The 16431-nt window shown below is 71.8% G+C and carries 17 protein-coding genes; 13 read left to right on the forward strand and 4 right to left on the reverse strand.

All coding sequences use genetic code 11. From position 1 onward, the window contains the following. Positions 1-162 precede the first annotated feature (162 nt). The 5 genes from C472_RS17575 to C472_RS12915 all read left to right on the forward strand — a co-directional run bounded on the left by C472_RS17575 (position 163) and on the right by C472_RS12915 (position 3842). The gene (locus tag C472_RS17575) at positions 163-309 is read left to right on the forward strand and encodes a hypothetical protein (RefSeq protein ID WP_006630283.1); all 147 of its coding nucleotides are present in this window, start codon (positions 163-165) and stop codon (positions 307-309) included. Positions 310-732: 423 nt separating this feature from the next. Next, entirely contained in the window at positions 733-1008 is a 276-nt protein-coding gene (locus tag C472_RS12900) for a PadR family transcriptional regulator (RefSeq protein WP_004597247.1), read from the forward strand. 214 nt (positions 1009-1222) lie between these two features. Beyond that, positions 1223-2566 carry a Glu-tRNA(Gln) amidotransferase subunit GatD gene (gene gatD, locus C472_RS12905; protein ID WP_006630284.1) on the forward strand — a complete coding sequence of 448 codons (1344 nt, stop codon included), beginning with the start codon at positions 1223-1225 and terminating at the stop codon, positions 2564-2566. Then, a complete protein-coding gene (locus tag C472_RS12910) occupies positions 2563-3633 on the forward strand; it encodes a GNAT family N-acetyltransferase (RefSeq protein WP_006630285.1) in 1071 nt (356 codons plus the stop codon). Before gatD ends, C472_RS12910 begins: the two co-directional genes overlap by 4 nt. Beyond that, positions 3630-3842, forward strand: coding sequence for a hypothetical protein (locus C472_RS12915; RefSeq protein ID WP_006630286.1), 213 nt, complete (start codon positions 3630-3632; stop codon positions 3840-3842). The genes C472_RS12910 and C472_RS12915 overlap by 4 nt, the downstream gene beginning before the upstream one ends. 68 nt (positions 3843-3910) lie before the next feature. On the opposite strand, the gene C472_RS12920 is transcribed toward C472_RS12915, so the two are convergent. Beyond that, positions 3911-4111, reverse strand: coding sequence for a hypothetical protein (locus C472_RS12920; RefSeq protein ID WP_006630287.1), 201 nt, complete (start codon positions 4109-4111; stop codon positions 3911-3913). Between the two features lie 107 nt (positions 4112-4218). Here C472_RS12920 and C472_RS12925 point away from each other — a divergent pair, with 107 nt between their 5' ends. Beyond that, a complete protein-coding gene (locus C472_RS12925) occupies positions 4219-5496 on the forward strand; it encodes a DUF6498-containing protein (protein WP_006630288.1) in 1278 nt (425 codons plus the stop codon). Positions 5497-5502: 6 nt separating this feature from the next. Here the strand turns inward: C472_RS12925 and C472_RS12930 are convergent, their stop codons facing one another. Continuing rightward, entirely contained in the window at positions 5503-5961 is a 459-nt protein-coding gene (locus C472_RS12930; RefSeq protein ID WP_006630289.1) for a hypothetical protein, read from the reverse strand. A 109-nt stretch (positions 5962-6070) separates the two neighbouring features. On the opposite strand from C472_RS12930, the gene C472_RS12935 reads away from it, so the two are divergent. After that, a complete protein-coding gene (locus C472_RS12935) occupies positions 6071-7075 on the forward strand; it encodes an A24 family peptidase (protein ID WP_006630290.1) in 1005 nt (334 codons plus the stop codon). A 43-nt stretch (positions 7076-7118) separates the two neighbouring features. On the opposite strand, the gene dnaG is transcribed toward C472_RS12935, so the two are convergent. Beyond that, positions 7119-8819 (reverse strand): DNA primase DnaG, encoded by a 1701-nt coding sequence (gene dnaG / locus C472_RS12940; protein WP_006630291.1) that lies wholly within the window; start codon positions 8817-8819, stop codon positions 7119-7121. Positions 8820-8996: 177 nt separating this feature from the next. Here dnaG and C472_RS12945 point away from each other — a divergent pair, with 177 nt between their 5' ends. The 5 genes from C472_RS12945 (at position 8997) to C472_RS12965 (ending at position 13742) form a co-directional block, all read left to right on the forward strand. Then, positions 8997-9245 carry a DUF3311 domain-containing protein gene (locus tag C472_RS12945; protein WP_006630292.1) on the forward strand — a complete coding sequence of 83 codons (249 nt, stop codon included), beginning with the start codon at positions 8997-8999 and terminating at the stop codon, positions 9243-9245. Then, positions 9242-10726 carry a sodium:solute symporter family protein gene (locus C472_RS12950; RefSeq protein ID WP_006630293.1) on the forward strand — a complete coding sequence of 495 codons (1485 nt, stop codon included), beginning with the start codon at positions 9242-9244 and terminating at the stop codon, positions 10724-10726. Before C472_RS12945 ends, C472_RS12950 begins: the two co-directional genes overlap by 4 nt. Before the next feature lie 236 nt (positions 10727-10962). Continuing rightward, on the forward strand, positions 10963-12240 hold the full coding sequence (locus C472_RS12955; RefSeq protein ID WP_006630294.1) for a DUF6498-containing protein: 1278 nt from the start codon (positions 10963-10965) through the stop codon (positions 12238-12240). Positions 12241-12322: 82 nt separating this feature from the next. Then, complete coding sequence (locus tag C472_RS12960; protein WP_006630295.1) at positions 12323-13195, forward strand: YqcI/YcgG family protein; 873 nt, start codon at positions 12323-12325, stop codon at positions 13193-13195. Further along, the gene (locus tag C472_RS12965) at positions 13188-13742 is read left to right on the forward strand and encodes a cysteine hydrolase family protein (protein ID WP_006630296.1); all 555 of its coding nucleotides are present in this window, start codon (positions 13188-13190) and stop codon (positions 13740-13742) included. The genes C472_RS12960 and C472_RS12965 overlap by 8 nt, the downstream gene beginning before the upstream one ends. A gap of 30 nt (positions 13743-13772) precedes the next feature. Here C472_RS12965 and C472_RS12970 read toward each other — a convergent pair whose 3' ends face one another. Further along, on the reverse strand, positions 13773-15233 hold the full coding sequence (locus tag C472_RS12970) for an MATE family efflux transporter (protein ID WP_006630297.1): 1461 nt from the start codon (positions 15231-15233) through the stop codon (positions 13773-13775). 191 nt (positions 15234-15424) lie between these two features. Between C472_RS12970 and C472_RS12975 the strand changes: the two genes are divergently transcribed. Beyond that, the coding region (locus C472_RS12975) for a hypothetical protein (protein ID WP_049906637.1) at positions 15425-16431 on the forward strand (1007 nt) is incomplete at its 3' end.

The raw sequence follows: 16431 nt of genomic DNA on the forward strand, positions 1-16431 counted from the left end.
AGATGTGTATAAGAGACAGGTCTTGACCGTCGTCGGCGTGTCGCTGGTGGTCGGCGTGCTGGTCGCGTGGTATCGGTAGGCCGACCCACGCCGAGCTGACCCGTCCCGTCGTCCGCGGCGGGCGGCCACAACACTATCCGCCCGGCGGCCTTCCCACCGTCTATGCGCTCCGAAGAGGAGATCCGAGAGCAGTACGAGTTCCTCCGCGAACAACTGGACGACGAGGAGATGAACCACCGCGGCGTCGAGGAGCTGTTCACCCACTACAAGCGCGCGCTCGGCTGGGTGTTAGAAGAGGAACACATGTGAGCGACGTACGACACGTTTATCAATCTCTACGGTGTACGTTCAGGTGACGCTTCGTCTGGAGGGCCGAAGCGTCAGCGGGGACCAATCGGCAGGCCCGACGCGGCTTTTTTCCGCGTCGGGCGTGCCTTCTTCCGATAACTCGACCGGCTAGCGCCGACTCCGTCTCGTTCCTGCCCGACCAGAGGAGTCGCGACGCCGCTCGGGACCGTCTCGGTTCGCGTGCGGTCGCCGTCGGTTCGCACCACGTATCAGACCAGAAAAACGACGTTCGACCGCGAATCCGCCGTCCGCCGCCGCTGACGGTTACGGATCTGACACGACGAACGTGTCCGTTACGGGGTGGTAAGGCCGGGCATCCGGTCGTACGAAGACTGATATAACGGTATATTTATTTATTTTCGACAGGTATGTGTTGGCAGTTGTATGTACGACCTCACAGGTTTTCAGCGCGACCTGCTCTACGTGATCGCGGGGCTCGACGAGCCGCACGGGCTGGCGATCAAAGAGGAGCTCGAAGAGTACTACGAGAAGGAGATCCACCACGGCCGCCTCTACCCGAACCTCGACACGCTCGTCGAGAAGGGGCTCGTCGAGAAGGGCCAGCGCGACCGCCGCACCAACTACTACACGTTGACGCGCCGCGGCCGCCGCGAGATCGAGGCGCGAACCGACTGGGAAGCCGAGTACATCGAGCACTGACCCGACCGCCAGCGACCCCCGCAGTCGGCCGATAGCCCTCGGCTCCGTCGAGCCGTTCTCTCTCCGTTCGTCTCCGTCGAGCCGTTCCTGATCACCGGATCGTTCCCGACCGCCGACCGGTCCGCTCGCTCGGGCCCGAGCCGCGGCGCTCCGAACCGACCGGCGCGCGGCGCGAACGGTTGGATTCAAGTCCGCCCCGGCGGAACCCGGTCGTATGCAACCGGGAGATCGCGTCCGCGTCGAGCGCGGGGGCGTCACCAACGAGGGCGTACTGCTCCCCTCCACGACGCGCGACCACCTCGTCGTCAAGCTCGACGGGGGCTACAACGTCGGGATCGACCGCGGCGCGGCCGACGTCGAGGTGTTGGAGTCCGCCGTCCGCGAGGTCGACCCCGCGGCCGAGACGGACGAGGGCGACGCCACCTCGGAGATCACCTTCGACGACGACCTACCCACCGTCTCGCTCATCTCGACCGGCGGGACCATCGCCTCCACCGTCGACTACCGGACCGGGGCCGTCACGGCGCAGTTCGACGCCGAGGACGTCCTCCGGGCCGTCCCGGAGCTCGCCGGCCGCGCGAACTACCGCGGCCGGGTCGTCGCGAACATCCTCTCGGAGAACATGGAGCCGTCCATCTGGCGGGAGCTGGCCGCGGCCGTCCGCGAGGAGATCGAGGCGGGGGCCGACGGCGTCGTCGTGATGCACGGCACGGACACGATGCAGTACTCCGCGTCCGCGCTCTCGTTCATGCTCGACTCGCCCGTCCCGGTCGTGTTCACCGGGAGCCAGCGCTCCGCGGACCGCCCCTCCTCGGACAACGTGATGAACGCGGTGTGCGCCGTCGAGGCCGCGAAGGCCGACCACGCCGAGACGCTGGTGTGTATGCACGTGTCCCCCTCCGACGACACCTGCGCGCTCCACCGCGGCACGCGCGTCCGGAAGAACCACACCTCGCGCCGGGACGCCTTCGAGACGGTCGGTGCCGCCCCGCTCGGCCTGATCGACTACGAGGCCGCCGCGGCGGCGGGCAGCGAGGGCGACGCGGCCGACGCCGCGATCGAGTGGAACCGCGAGCCCCTCCCGCGCGGCGAGACCGGGACCGGTCCCGCCGGCGGTGATTCCGACGCGGCCGCAGTCTCCGAGGGCGACGGCGTCGCGGTCGCCCCCGACCTCGACGGCGACGTGGAGCTCGTCAAGTTCACGCCCGGGATGGACCCGGCGGCGTGGGCGTATCTCGACGAGAAGGACGGCGTCGTGATCGAGGGCACCGGGCTCGGCCACGTCCACACCGACCTCATCCCGCGGATCGAGGAGCTGGTCGAGGGCGGGACCGTCGTCGCGATGACGAGCCAGTGTCTCGCGGGCCGGGTCTGCGACCGCGTGTACGACACCGGCCGCGACCTGCTCGACGCGGGCGTCGTCGAGGCCGGCGACACCCTCCCCGGCACCGCGAAGGTGAAGCTGATGTGGGCGCTCGCGAACGTCTCCGACCCCGCCGAGGCGATGGGGCGAGACCTCGCCGGCGAGTTGACCGAGGAGTCGCGGCCCTGGCGATGACGGGATCGGAGGACGGGTCGGCGTCCGGCTCCGATCCGGGTCCCGACCCCGTCGTCCGCGAGGCCCGCCCCGCCGACGCCGACGCGGTCGCGGCGTTCACCCGGGACACGTGGGGCGAGCGCCACGAGGACTACATCCCGCGGGTGTTCCCCGACTGGGCCGCGTCGGACGACCCGGACCGCGGGACGTTCGTCGCGACGCTGCCGCCCGCGGCGGCCGAGGCCGGCGACCTCGACGGACGAGAAACGGGCGACACGCACGTCGGGGGCGACGGGACGGGGGCCGCCGACGCGGGCGACCCGGAGGCGGTCGTGGGCTGTATTCAGGCCGTCTCGCTCTCTGAGTGGGAGGCGTGGGGACAGGGGATCCGCGTCGACCCGGCCGCGCGCGGCCACGGCGTCGGGACGGCGCTCTCCGAGGCCGCGCTCGACTGGTCGCGCGACCGCGGCGCGACCGTCTGCCGCAACATGGTGTTCTCCTGGAACGTCATGGGGCTCGGCCAGTCGCGGGCGGTGGGCTTCGATCCGGAGACCGAGTTCCGGTTCGCCGAGCCCGAGCCGGACGCGGACCCCTCGGATGCGACCGACATCACCGGCGTCGCCGTCCTCGCGGAGCCCGACCCGAACGCCGCGTGGGCGTTCTGGAGCGACAGCGACGCCCGCGACCACCTGCGCGGACTGGCGCTCGACCCCGGCGAGTCGTGGGCCTGCTCGGCGCTCACACGCGAGCGACTGGCGGCCGCGGCCGCCGAGGACCGACTCCTCGGCGTCGCCGACGCGGACGGAGTCGCCGGCTTCGCGGTCCGGACGCGCGTGACGGAGCGCGAGACGGACGAGGGCACCGTCCGGACCGCGACGTACGGCGCGGCCGCGTGGCGCGACGCCGACGCCGCGGGGGCGCTGTACGACGCGGTCGCCGCCGACGCCGGGGCCGCCGAGGCGGACGACGCCCGCGTGCTGATCCCCGAGACGGTCGAGCACGTGAGCGACACCGGGGCGAACCGCGTCCCGGTCGCGGCCGAACCGGACTTCGTGATGTGCGCCGACCTCACCGGCGGGGAGCCATGACCCTCTTCGGCGTCGACCTCCCGTGGTCGCTCCCGCTCACGCTCGTGATCTACGGCGTCGTCGTCGCCGCCGCGGTGTGGATCTACCGCGACGCGAGGGCGCGCGGCAGCCGCTACGCGGTCGTCTGGGGGCTCTCAACGCTCGTGTTCACGATCGTTCCCGTCCTCGTCTACATGTACCTCCACCGCGGCGCGGGACCGGCGCGCTGACGGCCGGGACGGTCCGGCGCGCGCACGACCGAGATCGGTTCGGATCGCGACGGCCACGGTCGACGCGATCAGCCGAACGCGTACGCGGCGAGCCCGAGACCGACGACTCCGACGCCGACGCCGCCGACGCCGGCGAGCGTGAGGTACGCGCCGAGCCACGCGCCCCCGACATACTGGACCGCGACCGCGGCGACGGCGACGGCGATCACGACGGCACCGAGGAGGACGACGGGGACCGCGACGCGCGCGAGGAGGGAATCGTCCGCCATGTCCGCGGGTCGCTCCGGGAACGACGAGTGTCTTTCGCCCGCCCCGAGGGCCACCGCCGTCGCCGCTCCCGCGGCGCTTATGTCTCGCGACCCGGAACGACCGACGGATGCCCTCCCCCGGTCCGTTCGCCTGGTTCCGAGCCCTCGCCCGCGGTCGCCGCCCCCGAGCGCTCTCGGTGGCGGTCGCGAACCTGCTCCCGCTCGTCGGCGTCGTCGCGCTCGGCTGGAGCGCGGGCGCGCTGGTGCTCCTGTACTGGTTCGAACTCGGGATCGCCTCGTTCTGGGCGATCGTTCGCGCGCTGTTCGCCGGACGCCCCTCGGAAGTCGAGCGTGACGGCCTGATCGCCGGCCCGCTCGCGGAGAGACGCACCGCGATTCCCGTCCCGGGAACCGACCTCCGAATCTGGCTCTCGACGCTCCTCGTCCTCCCGATATTCGTTCCGGTTCTCGCGGGCGTGTGGTTCATGGCGGGCGTCGTTACCGTCGGCGTCGCCGTCGACGGCGGGCTCGCTCCCGACGCACTCGATTCGGTGGCGGTCGCGATGCTCGTGATCTTCGCGACCGAGGGCGCGACGACCCTCGTCGACTACATCTATCTGGGCGAGTACTGCGAACACAGCGCCCAGACCGCGGTCCGGGGCGTCTTCTTTCGGGCCCTGACGATCGCGGTCGGCGGGATTGTCGCCGCCATGCTGATCGGCGCGGCGACGGTGGGTCCCGACGCGGAGCTCTCCGCGATCGACCCCGGTGTCGCCGGCCTCCCGCTGCTCTTGGGGATCGTCTGTGTCAAGGCCGCCTTCGACCTCGTCGGGCTGTACCGCGACGGGCTCACCGAGGTCGACGAGTCGTCTGCGCTTGACTTGGGGCTCTCGTACGACCCGCCCTCGACGGGGCCGATTGACGGCTCGGTCGCGGACCCGGTCCGAACGGTCCAGCAGCCACGCCGTGCCCGCCTCGCGGGAGCGTTGACGACGCCGCTCGGTCACCCCGGACTGTGGTATCTCGGCGCTCTCCCGGCGCTCGTCGCCGCGATATTCGCGATCGGCGGCGACTGGGCGACCGCCGCCGCGCTCCTCGCGGTCGCCGTCGGGGCCCCGCTCTCGCTCGCCGCGCTCGATCACGAACTCCGGTACGGACTCGTCGACTACCGCGCGGGCGACGACGCCCTCGTCGCCTACGATCGCCTGTTCGATGTTCCCCTGTGGCGCGTCGAGCCGTGGGACGAGACGGACCTCCGAGTCAAACGCGGCCGGCTCGACCGGCGGCTCGACACCGAGACCGTCGTGATCGAACTCCGGGACGGCGAGCACCGGATCCCGGGTCTCGCGGACCCCGAGCCGATCCTCGACGTCTTCGACAGGCGGCCGGACCGGCCGGACGAGTGACCCCGGCTACCCCGCCCCGTCGGCCGCGTCGCCGCGCCCGTACAGCGGGTGCGCGTCCCCGACGAACCGCTTGAACAGGGGGATGACGCCGGCGTGGAAGGCGACGAGGACCGTCACGCCCGCGACGATGATCGCCACCTCGGGCGTGGTCGAGAGGAGGCCGAGCGAGACGACCGCACTCACGGTCAGGCGGAACCCCTCGGCCGAGAACGCGGGGGGCGTGGCGGTGAGCGCCGCGCCGTCGGCGACCGCCGTCCACGCCGCCAGTCCGGTGAGCCCGCCGATCAGGTGGCTACCGACCACGCGGACGGCGCGCTCCCGCTCGCTCCGGCGGTCGAACGCGAGGACGAACGCGGACGGCCCGAGGCTCGGAAAGACGAACGGCTGCCCGGTCGCCCACGCGACGAGGCCGAGGACGGTGAACAGCAGGCCGGCGTACAGGCTCGTCCCGAGGCGGCGGCGCATTGCGACCGTCTCGGCAGCCGGCTCAGAACACCTCCGCGAACCGCGGTGGCGTATCGATCCCGATAGCCGAACCCGAACGCCTAATTGGGCCGGTGTCCCCCGTGGTGACATGGTCGCGACGCTGCCGGACCTCCTTCGACTGCTCGTCGTCCCCGTGTTCGCGTGGGCGGCGATCCGGGACGTCCGGACCCGACGCCTCCCGAACCGACTGTGGCCGCCGCTGTACCTGTTCGGCGCGCTCCTCCTGATCTGGGAGGCCGCCGCCCTGTGGCCGTTCGCGGGGTTCGACGGCCGGATATTCCTCGTCCGGGCCGCGGTCAGCCTGCTGTTCGTCGCGCCGCTCGGCTACGCCTTCTGGTACCTCGGCGCGTTCGGCGGTGCCGACGCCAAGGCGATGATCGCGCTCGCGGTGATATTCCCGACCTTCCCGGCCTACGAGGTCGGGAACCTCGTCCTCCCGCTCGTCGACACCGACCTCGGCGTGTTCTCGCTGACGATCCTCACGAACACGGTGTTGATCGGGCTCGCCTACCCGGTCGGTCTCGCGGCGCTCAACCTCGTCCGCGGCGAGGTCTCGGAGAACATGTTCTTCGCGCGCCCGGTCGCGACCGAGTCGCTGCCCGACAGACACGGGCGGCTGTTCGAGGACCCGGACGGCCCGACGCGGGGCGGACTCGACCTCGACGCGCTCCGGATGTACCTCCGCTGGCGCGGCCTCACGCTGGCGGACCTGCGGGCCGACCCCCATCGGCTCCGCGACCCCGACTCGGTCGGCGAGACGTTCGACCCGACCGACGGCGGGACCCACGTCGGTCCGCGGACCGACGGGGGGCGCGCGGTCGACGACGCCGCCCCGGACGGCGGGACCGAGGTCGACGGAGCGGCCGGGGACGACCCGTGGGCCGCCGAGCGCTTCCTCGACGACATCGACCACGGCGCGTACGGCACAGACGCCGCGACGCTCCGGGACGGGCTGGAGGTCGTCGCCGCCGCGGACCGCGTGTCGGTCTCTCCCGGCATGCCGTTCGTCGTCCCGATGGCGGTCGGGCTCGTCGTCTCGCTGACGTACGGCGACGCGCTGTTCGCGCTGCTCGGCGCGGTCGGTCTCGTCTGAACCCCGAGTCCGAGAAAAATTCGTTCTCCGGCGGCGATCCGTCTCAGCCCTCGACCCAGACGTCGGCGGCGGCGAGGACGCGCGTCCCCGCCGGTCGCTTCACGAACTCCCCGAGGTCGCGGCCGATCAGGTCGCTGACGCCGCGCTGGGCCGCAACGTCGAGCAGGCGCTGATCGACGGTCCCGTCGACGACGACGGCGTGCGGCGCGGTGTCGGCGGCGTCGAGCGCGTCGAACGCGTCGGCGGCGTCCACCTCGTCGAGGCGGTCGAACCCCTCGCCGAGGAAGCGCGCGCGCCCGGTCTCGCCGTCGACGACCTCCCGGACGTGGCCCCCGATCGACCGCGGTTCGTCAGCGGTCTCGTCCGCGTCGGCCTCGCCGGATCCGTCCGCCTCGTCCCCGACCGGTTCGGCGTCCGTGTTCCCGGTCGGCCCCGCGTCTGATTCGTCGGTCGGCCCCGCGTCTGATCCGTCGGTCGGCCCCGCGTCTGATTCGTCGGTCGGCCCCGCGTCTGATCCGTCGGTCGGCCCCGCGTCTGATCCGTCGGTCGGCCCCGCGTCTGATCCGTCGGTCGATTCCGGGTCCGGTTCGTCGGTCTCGGCCACGTCGAGGCTGTCGTCCGTCACCGAGCCGGACTCGACGTCGGTCCCCGCGCCGCCGGCGGTTCCGGAGGCCGCGTCCGCGGATTCCGCGGATTCGTCGCCGGACTCGGTCGACTCCCCGTCGGCCGCGACGGGTCCCTCTCGCGATTCCGTCGGTTCGTCAGCCCGGTCGACGCCCGAGGATTCGGACGGTTCGGGTGACTCGGGCGACGGGCCGGGAGAGTCGTCCGCCGGGGAGTCGCTCGGCACCGCGCCGCCGTCGCCGACGCGCGCGACCGATCCGGAGTCGTCGCCGTCGGCCGGCGACTCGTCGTTCGCGGCCGCCCGGAGGTCGGCGGCGTCCGCGAGGCTCGCGTACGGGACCTTCCCGCGGAGCGCCTCGAAGACGGCGTCGCGGCCGAGGTCCTCGACTGACTCGCCGGGCGGCGCGAACGCGACGTAGTCCACCTCGCCCACCTGCGCGAGCTCGCGGAGGATGAGCTCCCCCCCGCGGTCGCCGTCGAGGAAGGCGGTGACGGTCCGGTCGGCGGTCAGGTCGGCGACCGCCTCGGGGACGTTCGTTCCCTCGACCGCGACGGCGTTCTTGATCCCGCAGCCGAGCAGCGTCAGCACGTCCGCGCGCCCCTCGACGACGATGACGGCGTCGGAGTCGCCGACCCGCGGTCCGGCGGGGAGCCCCTCGTAGTCGACGATGCCCTCGACGCGGGCGGCGTCGCGGACCTCCTCTAACACGTCGCTGCTCGCGAGGCTCGTCTCCTCGAACCCGCCGGCGACCAGCTCCTTGGCGCGCTCGACGACCTCGCGGCGCTTGGCCGCCCGCACGTCCTCGATGCTCGTCACTTCCACGGAGGCGTGACAGGGACCGATGCGATCGATCGTCTCCAACGCGGCCGCCAAGATGGCGGTCTCGACCTTGTCCAGACTGGAGGCGACGGTGACCTCGCCGAACGACTGCCCGTTCTCTGACTCGACGGCGACGTCGATCCGGCCGACGCGCGAGGACTCCTGGAGGTCCCTGAGGTCCAGCTCGTCGCCGAGCAGCCCCTCCGTCTGGCCGAACACCGCCCCGACGACGTCGCTCCGCTCGACGACGCCGTCGGCCGCGATGGTGGCGTGTATCAGGTATTTTTCTGTGTCTTTCATGGTGTGTGAATGGTGATATCGGGCGGGAGAAGCCGCCCGCTTTACGTTTCGTCCGTCGCGGAAAATAGCTATCGCCACGCCACTCCGTCGACGACTATTGAAGAAAATTTCTCTCCGATCTGCCTCTTCGAACTCATCCGATAGTGACTAATGTCTACGGAAGTGGGTTCATCTCACATGACGCGCTCACGGAGTGATCTCGTGTGGATACCGACGTTCGCGACGCTCGTGGCGTTCGCGGTGCCGTGGCCCCTCTGGGGCGTCGACCGCGTCGTCGCGGGCCTGCCGGTGTGGATCTGGTGGCACGTGGCGTGGCTGGGGCTGTGCGCGACCCTCTTTTCGCTGTTCGTTCGGAGCGGCGCGTGGGAGCGAGGGATGGGACGAGAGCGGGCCGCCGCGGCGGAGAGTGGGGGTGACCGCCGATGACGCTCGGGCTCTCGCTCGGCGTCGTCGTCGGCTACCTCGTCGTCGCGCTCGCGCTCGGGCTGGTCGCGTACCGCGTCTCGGAGACGACCGCCGAGGACTACTACCTCGCGAGCCGGTCGATCGGGACGCTCGTGCTGCTTTTCACGACGTTCGCCACCCTGCTGTCGGCGTTCACCTTCTTCGGCGGCCCGAACCTCGCGTACGCCGCCGGCCCGGAGTGGCTGGTCGTGATGGGGACGCTCGACGGCGTCCTGTTCGCCGTGCTGTGGTACGTCGTCGGCTACAAGCAGTGGCTGATCGGCTCCCGCAACGGCTACGTGACGCTGGGCGAGATGCTCGGCGACCGGTTCGGCTCCGTCGGCCTGCGAGCGCTGGTCGCTGGGGTGAGCCTCCTGTGGCTGTTCCCGTACGTGATGCTCCAGCAGATGGGGGCCGGCGAGGCGCTCGTGGGACTCACAGACGGCGTCGTCCCCTACTGGGGCGGCGCGGCGCTCATCACGGCGTTCATGATCCTCTACGTCACCGTCGCGGGGCTCCGCGGCGTGGCGTGGACGGACACGCTACAGGGCCTCTTCATGCTCTCTATCGTCTGGATCGCCGCGGCGTGGGTGCTCTCCGCGGTCGGCGGCGTCGGGGCCGCGACCGGCGCGATGCTGGAGGCCCGCCCCGAGTTCGGGAGCTTCGGGGGCGGGACGTACACCCCCGGCTTCATCGTCTCCACGGCGATCACCATCGCGTTCGGGGTGACGATGTTCCCCCAGATCAACCAGCGGTTCTTCGTCGCGAAGTCGGCCGCGACGCTGAAGCGGTCGTTCGCGCTGTGGCCCGTCCTCGTGCTCCTCCTCTTCCTCCCCGCGTTCATGCTCGGCGCGTGGGCGGCCGGGATGCCGATCGAGGTCCCCGAGGGGGCGAACGTGCTGCCGGTCGTGCTGAACGAGTACGCGCCGGCGTGGTTCGCCGCGCTGGTCATCGCGGGCGCGATGGCCGCGATGATGTCCTCGTCGGACTCGATGCTGTTGTCGGGGTCGTCGTACTTCACTCGCGACCTCTACCGCCCGCTCGTCGACGCGACCGCCTCCGAGCGGCGCGAGGCGTGGATCGCCCGGATCGGCGTGGCGCTGTTCGCGACGCTGGCGTTCGTCGCGAGCCTGTTCCGCCCCGGGACGCTGATCGAGGTCGGAGACACCGCGTTCTCCGGGTTCGCGCTGCTCGCGCTCCCGGTGATCTGCGCGCTCTACTGGCCCCGGACGACGCGCACGGGCATGGTCGCCGGGATCGCCGTCCCGCAGGCGGCGTACCTGCTCGTGGTGCTGTCCTCGGTCGTCCCGATCGTCCCGACGCTCCCGCGCACCGTCCTCGGCGGCTGGGACGTGGCGCTCGGGTTGATGGCGCTGTCGGCCCTCCTCACCGTCGGCGTCTCGCTGCTCACCGCGCCGACCGCCGAGGGCGACGCCTCGCGGTTCGCGGTCGCGGGCGACTGACGCGGGCGGTCAACCGCGCTGCGGTCGCGGTCGTTTATACGTAATCGTCGCCGCTGCTGTTCCTGCTTATAAACCATCGTCGCTGTCGACGCGCCCACTTATAAAGGTCCGTCGACGCTCCAGGCCCGTACACGGTCATCCGTTTCCCGGCGGCGTAGCATCCGCCGTGGTCGTCACGGTCGTTTACGCACACGTCACTTCCGTGATTTTATGCGTGATCGCGGCGAGCGTCCGGCGTGGTCGCCCTCCCGCGCTCGCCCGACGCGAGCCGATCGGCAGCGGTCGCCGTCGGGATCGCGAACCTGCTCCCGCTCGTCGGCGTCGTCGCGCTCGGCTGGGACGCGACGACGCTCGTCACGGTCTACTGGTTCGAACTGGGCGTGGTGGCGGCGTTCGCGGTCCTCCGCGGCGTCTTCGCCGGGCGTCCGAGCGGGTTCGACACGAACGTGCTGGTGTTCGGCGCGATAGCCGAGAAGCGGCTCTCGCTTCCGGTCCCGCGGACCGGCGTTCGAGTCCACCTCTCCTCGCTGTTCTCGCTGGCGGTTCTCCTCCCGTTTCTCGCCGTGTCGTGGGCGGTCACCGGGCCGATACTGCTGGCACTCGCCGGGGCCGAAGGCGTACGTCCCGAGACGGTCGGAACCGCCCTTCTCGCCGCGACCGGGATAGCCGCCGCCGAGGCCCTCCGAACCGCGGTCGACTACTTTCATCGCGGGGGGTACCGCGACGAGAGCGCGGGGACCGCCGTCCGTGGAGTCCTTCTCCGGATGGTGACGCTCCTGCTCGTCGGGTTCTTCGTCGTCCCACTCGTCGCGGCGGCCGTCGCCGACGATACCGACGTCCCCATCGGCGAGGTCGCAGACCCGACGACGTTCGGTCCGCTCGTCCTCGGGATCGCCGTGCTCGTCAAGTTCGCGTTCGATCTCGCGGCCCTGTACGGCGACCGGCTGGTCTCGTTCGACGAGTCGACGGACGCCGACCTCGGATGGGCGTACGACCCGCCGAACCGCGAACGGGACCTCGATCCGGGGTCGGATCCCGACCGCCGACTTCGACCGACCGCCATCGGCCGCGTCCTCGGCCACCCCCTCGCCGGGATACGACGGCCGGGCGGCTGGGTCCTCGCGGCGTTACTCGCGACGGCGACGCTTCTGGCGGTGACCTCGGGCGAGACCCCGCTCGCCGTCGGACTCGGACTGCTCGCGGTCACGGCCCCGGTGACCGTCCCCGCGTTCGACTCGCTGGTCCGGTACGGCCCGCTGGAGTACCGGATCGACGACGACGATCCCTCGATCGTCGCGTACGACCGACTGTCCGGCGGGGCACTGTGGCGGATCGAGCCGTGGGACGAGGAGGACCTCCGCGTCGAGCGCGACCGGATCGACCGCCGGACGGGTACCCGGTCCGTCGTCGTCGAACTCCGCGACCGGGAGATCCGACTCCCGAGACTGGCGGATCCGGGGCCCGTTCTCGACGCCTTCGACCGACGGGCGGAGCGACCGGACGACGGGTCCTGAGCGGGGGCCGTCGCTGTGCCCGTCGTTCCCGTCTCGCTGGGGCCGTCGAAAGGCAAATGCCCGTCTACCGTCCAATAAGAGTATGAACGAGCCCGGAACCGAGGGCGTGCTGTTGGATCAGGAGACGCTCCGCGGTCGGCTCGACGACGCTCCCGAGTGGCTTCGAGAACACTACCGCACCTTCCGCGAGTCGATGCTCGGCGAGCGCGACGGGTCGCCGTTCCCCTGCTACTTCGGCATCGAGGTCGAGCGCGAGGGGGACCTCCTGTACGCCGCCTGCGAGTCGACGACAGACCCCGCCGCCCTCCTGCGGCTGCGGGACGTCCTCCTCGAATACCTCGACACCTACGAGGACCACGCCGACCGCGCGCCGCTCGCGGTGTTCTTCCGGCCGCCCGCGGGCGACCGCGGCGAGGCGCACTACCACGAGCGGCTCTGGCACGTACTGGAGTCCCTCCACGTCCACGACCCGGAGCCGTGGCCCGACGACATCCCGACGGACCCGGACACCCCGCGTTGGGAGTTCTGCTTCGGCGGCGAAGCGCTGTTCCCGACCTCTCGCGCCCCGTTCTACGACGACCGGAAGAGCCGGTACTCGCCGGTCGGCTTAGAGATCACCTTCCAGCCGCGGGCCGTCTTCGAGGGGCTCACCGCAGACACGGAGGCCGGCGAGCGCGCCCGCGAGACCATCCGCGACCGCATGGGCGAGTACGACGGCGTCTGCCCCCACGCCGACCTCGGCGACTGGGGGGCGGAGGGCGACCGCGAGTGGAAACAGTACCTGTTCCGCGAGGACGACGACGCGGCCCCGGACGAGTGCCCCCTGTCGCCGACCCGCGACCACCCGAAAGCACCGGAACCGCTGCTCGAACCCGGCGCGTGGCGGCGGTTCGCGGGCGACGACGGCGCGGGCGACCGCGACGACTCCCTCACCGCGGGGCTCGGCGATGACTGATTCCGACGCCGTCCTCGTCCTCGTCGACTTCCAGACCGGCTTCGACGACCCGGGGTGGGGCGAGCGCAACAACCCCGACGCCGAGGCGGTCGCGGCCGCGCTCCTCGACCGCTGGCGCGATGCGAGCCGGCCCGTCGCGCACGTGCGCCACGCCTCGACCGAACCGGACTCTCCCCTGCGGCCGGACGCGCCCGGCTTCGCGTGGAAGCCCGAGACGGCCCCCGCCGACGGCGAGCCGACCTTCGAGAAGTCGGTCAACGGGGCGTTCCACGACTCGGGGCTCGACGAGTGGCTCCGCGAGGCGGGTCACGAGTCGCTCGTCGTCTGCGGGCTGACCACCGACCACTGCGTCTCGACCACGACGCGGGAGGCCGAGAACCGCGGCTACGGCGTTCGGGTCGTCGCCGACGCGACCGCGACGCACGCCCGCGAAGCGCCCGACGGCGAGCGGATCGACCCGGAGACCTCCCACCGCGTCGCGCTGGCGCACCTGAACGGCGAGTTCGCGGCGGTCGTCGAGAGCGACGACCTGCTCGGAGGGCGCTGACCGCGACCGCGCCGCCGGGGCCGACCGCGCTCAGTCGTCGGCCGTCCCCGACCCGGTCCCGCCGCCCGCGCGTTCGGCCGCGTTCGCGAACATCCCGCGCCGGGTCGTGTACAGGAAGTACCCGCCGAGTCCGACGAAGCCGACGACGTTCGAGGCGGCGACCGCCCAGAAGACGGCCTCGACGCCCCATCCCAGCCCCGGCGTCACGGTGACGCCGAGCGCGCCGAACGTCGTCGCGACCGGCACGGCCGCGACCGCGATCGGGAACCGGACCGCCCAGTACTTGATCAGGTCGGCGACGAAGGCCGTCCGGGTTCTGGACGCGCCGTTGAACCCGGCGAGCAGGGTGTACGTGCCGCCGAGAGCCCAGTAGGAGGCCCCGAGGATCCGGAGGTACGTCACCGCGAGGTCGCGCCCGGCCGCCGTGAGGTCGGGGGCGAGGAGGTCCGCGATCCCGCCGGCGAACAGGAACTGGACGGCCCCGAGCGCGAGGAACCCGGCGACGACCATCCCGGTGCCGACGGTGGTCGTCCGGCGGGCGCGACGGGGGGCGTCCGCGCCGAGGTTCTGGCCGACCATCGACTGGGCGGCCTGCTGCATCCCGAGCGCCGGGACGATCGCGAGCGTCGCGACCCGCGCCCCGACCGTGTACGCCGCGACGCCCGCCGCGCCGCCGGCGATCGCGACGAGTCCGACGACGAACACCCGGACCACCTCGCTCACGCCGCGCTGTCCGCCCAGCGGAGCCCCCACGGAGGCCACCTCGCGGACGAGCCCCGGGTCGAACGCGAACGTCTCGCGGGTGAGCCGGAAGGTGTCGCGGCCGATTCCGGCCGCGTACCCGAGGATCCACAGGAGTCCGGCGACCCCCGCGAGGACGGTGCCGAGCGCGGCCCCGGCGACGCCGAGCTCCGGGGCGGGGCCGACGCCGAAGATGAGGACCGGCGCGGCGACGAGGTTGACGAGGACGCTGACGAGGCTCACGTGGAACACCGCGCGGGTGTCGCCGTACGCCGTGAAGCAGTTCTCGACGGTGTCCCCGACGGCCCCGACCGGGAGGACGGCGATCACGAGCGCGAGGTACGTCGCCGTCGTGCCGGCGAGCGCGGGGTCGGCCCCGAGCAGCGCAACCAGTTCCTCCGCGTAGACGACCACCGGGATCGCGACCGCCGCCGTGACCGCGAATGCGACGAGCGCGCCGTTGAACGCGACGCGGCGCGCGCCCGTCGCGTCGTCGTTCCCGGCGCGCTGCGAGACGAGGATCTGCGTGCCGACCGCGCCGATCACGACCGTCGCGCCGAGCAGCGACTGGACCGGGAGGCTGAGGCCCACCGCGGCGACCGCGTCCTCGCCGACGCGCCCGAGCCAGAACGTGTCGATCAGCGCGTTCGCGACGTACACGACGTTCTGTGCGACGAGCGGCGCGGCGAGCACGAGCAGCACGCGCCCGACCGGACCGTCGGTGATCGCCTCCTGGTCGACGTCCAACATCGAATCGTTCCGGTATTAGCAGGTGATAATAAAAGTGTGATGGTCGTGAACACGACCCTCTGATCCGACGTCGGCCGTCGATCCGGCGCAGAGTCGACCGCCCGCTCCCGCGCTCGTTCGACCCTCCCGCGCGGCCGCCAGCCGCCGCGAAGGGAAACCTCTTAATGGACTACGCGCGGAATTCGTGGTATATGAGCAACGGCGACGACGACCCGGCCGACGCCTCCGAGGGGGCCGACGCCGCGGACGACGGCGGGGAGGCCGGCGAGTCGACGGAGACGGCCGCCCCGACGCTCCCCGAAGACCCGACCGAGGAGTCCTTGACCGAGTACCTCGACGAGATCGCGGACCGCCTCGACGCCGCCGAGACGGAGGCGGACCTCGACGACGTCGAGGCGCTGCTGGACGACGCGGAGACCGGCATCGAGGAGGCGGACCTCCCCGAGCCGGACGAGGACGACGAGGACGCCGACGATCCCCGATCCGACCTCGACGACCGCGTCGCGGAGCTCCGCGACGGCGTCGAAGACGCCCGCGGCCCCTACGGCGAGGACGTCGTCGAGGCGATCGAGACCGCCGCCGGGACGGTCGAGGACACCGAGTGGACCGAGGACGGCCACGACGAGGTCGCGGCCGCGGTCGCGTCGTTCGTCGACGCGGCCGCCGAGACGGTCGACCCCGACGCCGGTCCCGACGGCGACGAGATCGCGGACCTCGTCGCGGCGCTCGACGCCGTCGCCGAGGCGGTCGCCGACGCCGGTCTCGACGCGGACGACGACGCCGACGACATCGCCGCGCTGCTGGAGGCGACCGACGGGCTGGAGGCCGACCTCGACGACGCCGAGGAGTGGGACGATCTGGAGACCCACGAGCAGCTCCGCGCGCAGGGCTACTACGACGTGCTGGGCCACTACAAGGACTACCCGGTCGAGTGGGCCGCGCTGAAGGAGCACGAGGCGCGGGGCAACGTCGACATGATCCTGCTCGCGCTCGACTCGCTGGGATCCGATTTCATGGAGCGCCACTGTCTGGAGGCGTTCGAGCGCATGGGCAAGCGCGGGAAGACCGAAGCGTCGGTCGAGGAGGTTCTCGGCCGCGCCGAGAAGCGCGACCGCCCCGCGATCCGGATCCTCGGCAAGATGGCGGCTACCGAGGCGACCGACACCCTCGTCGAGTACGTCGAGGAGGACTCGAACCC

The sequence above is a fragment of the Halorubrum tebenquichense DSM 14210 genome (assembly GCF_000337415.1).
Lineage (GTDB): Archaea > Halobacteriota > Halobacteria > Halobacteriales > Haloferacaceae > Halorubrum > Halorubrum tebenquichense.

Excerpts from the sequence above, each read along its gene's own strand:
- C472_RS17575 (WP_006630283.1), top strand. The coding sequence starts at position 163 with ATGCGCTCCGAAGAGGAGATCCGAGAGCAGTACGAGTTCCTCCGCGAA.
- C472_RS12900 (WP_004597247.1), top strand. The coding sequence starts at position 733 with ATGTACGACCTCACAGGTTTTCAGCGCGACCTGCTCTACGTGATCGCG.
- gatD (WP_006630284.1), top strand. The coding sequence starts at position 1,223 with ATGCAACCGGGAGATCGCGTCCGCGTCGAGCGCGGGGGCGTCACCAAC.
- C472_RS12910 (WP_006630285.1), top strand. The coding sequence starts at position 2,563 with ATGACGGGATCGGAGGACGGGTCGGCGTCCGGCTCCGATCCGGGTCCC.
- C472_RS12915 (WP_006630286.1), top strand. The coding sequence starts at position 3,630 with ATGACCCTCTTCGGCGTCGACCTCCCGTGGTCGCTCCCGCTCACGCTC.
- C472_RS12920 (WP_006630287.1), bottom strand. The coding sequence starts at position 4,111 with ATGGCGGACGATTCCCTCCTCGCGCGCGTCGCGGTCCCCGTCGTCCTC.
- C472_RS12925 (WP_006630288.1), top strand. The coding sequence starts at position 4,219 with ATGCCCTCCCCCGGTCCGTTCGCCTGGTTCCGAGCCCTCGCCCGCGGT.
- C472_RS12930 (WP_006630289.1), bottom strand. The coding sequence starts at position 5,961 with ATGCGCCGCCGCCTCGGGACGAGCCTGTACGCCGGCCTGCTGTTCACC.
- C472_RS12935 (WP_006630290.1), top strand. The coding sequence starts at position 6,071 with ATGGTCGCGACGCTGCCGGACCTCCTTCGACTGCTCGTCGTCCCCGTG.
- dnaG (WP_006630291.1), bottom strand. The coding sequence starts at position 8,819 with ATGAAAGACACAGAAAAATACCTGATACACGCCACCATCGCGGCCGAC.
- C472_RS12945 (WP_006630292.1), top strand. The coding sequence starts at position 8,997 with ATGACGCGCTCACGGAGTGATCTCGTGTGGATACCGACGTTCGCGACG.
- C472_RS12950 (WP_006630293.1), top strand. The coding sequence starts at position 9,242 with ATGACGCTCGGGCTCTCGCTCGGCGTCGTCGTCGGCTACCTCGTCGTC.
- C472_RS12960 (WP_006630295.1), top strand. The coding sequence starts at position 12,323 with ATGAACGAGCCCGGAACCGAGGGCGTGCTGTTGGATCAGGAGACGCTC.
- C472_RS12965 (WP_006630296.1), top strand. The coding sequence starts at position 13,188 with ATGACTGATTCCGACGCCGTCCTCGTCCTCGTCGACTTCCAGACCGGC.
- C472_RS12970 (WP_006630297.1), bottom strand. The coding sequence starts at position 15,233 with ATGTTGGACGTCGACCAGGAGGCGATCACCGACGGTCCGGTCGGGCGC.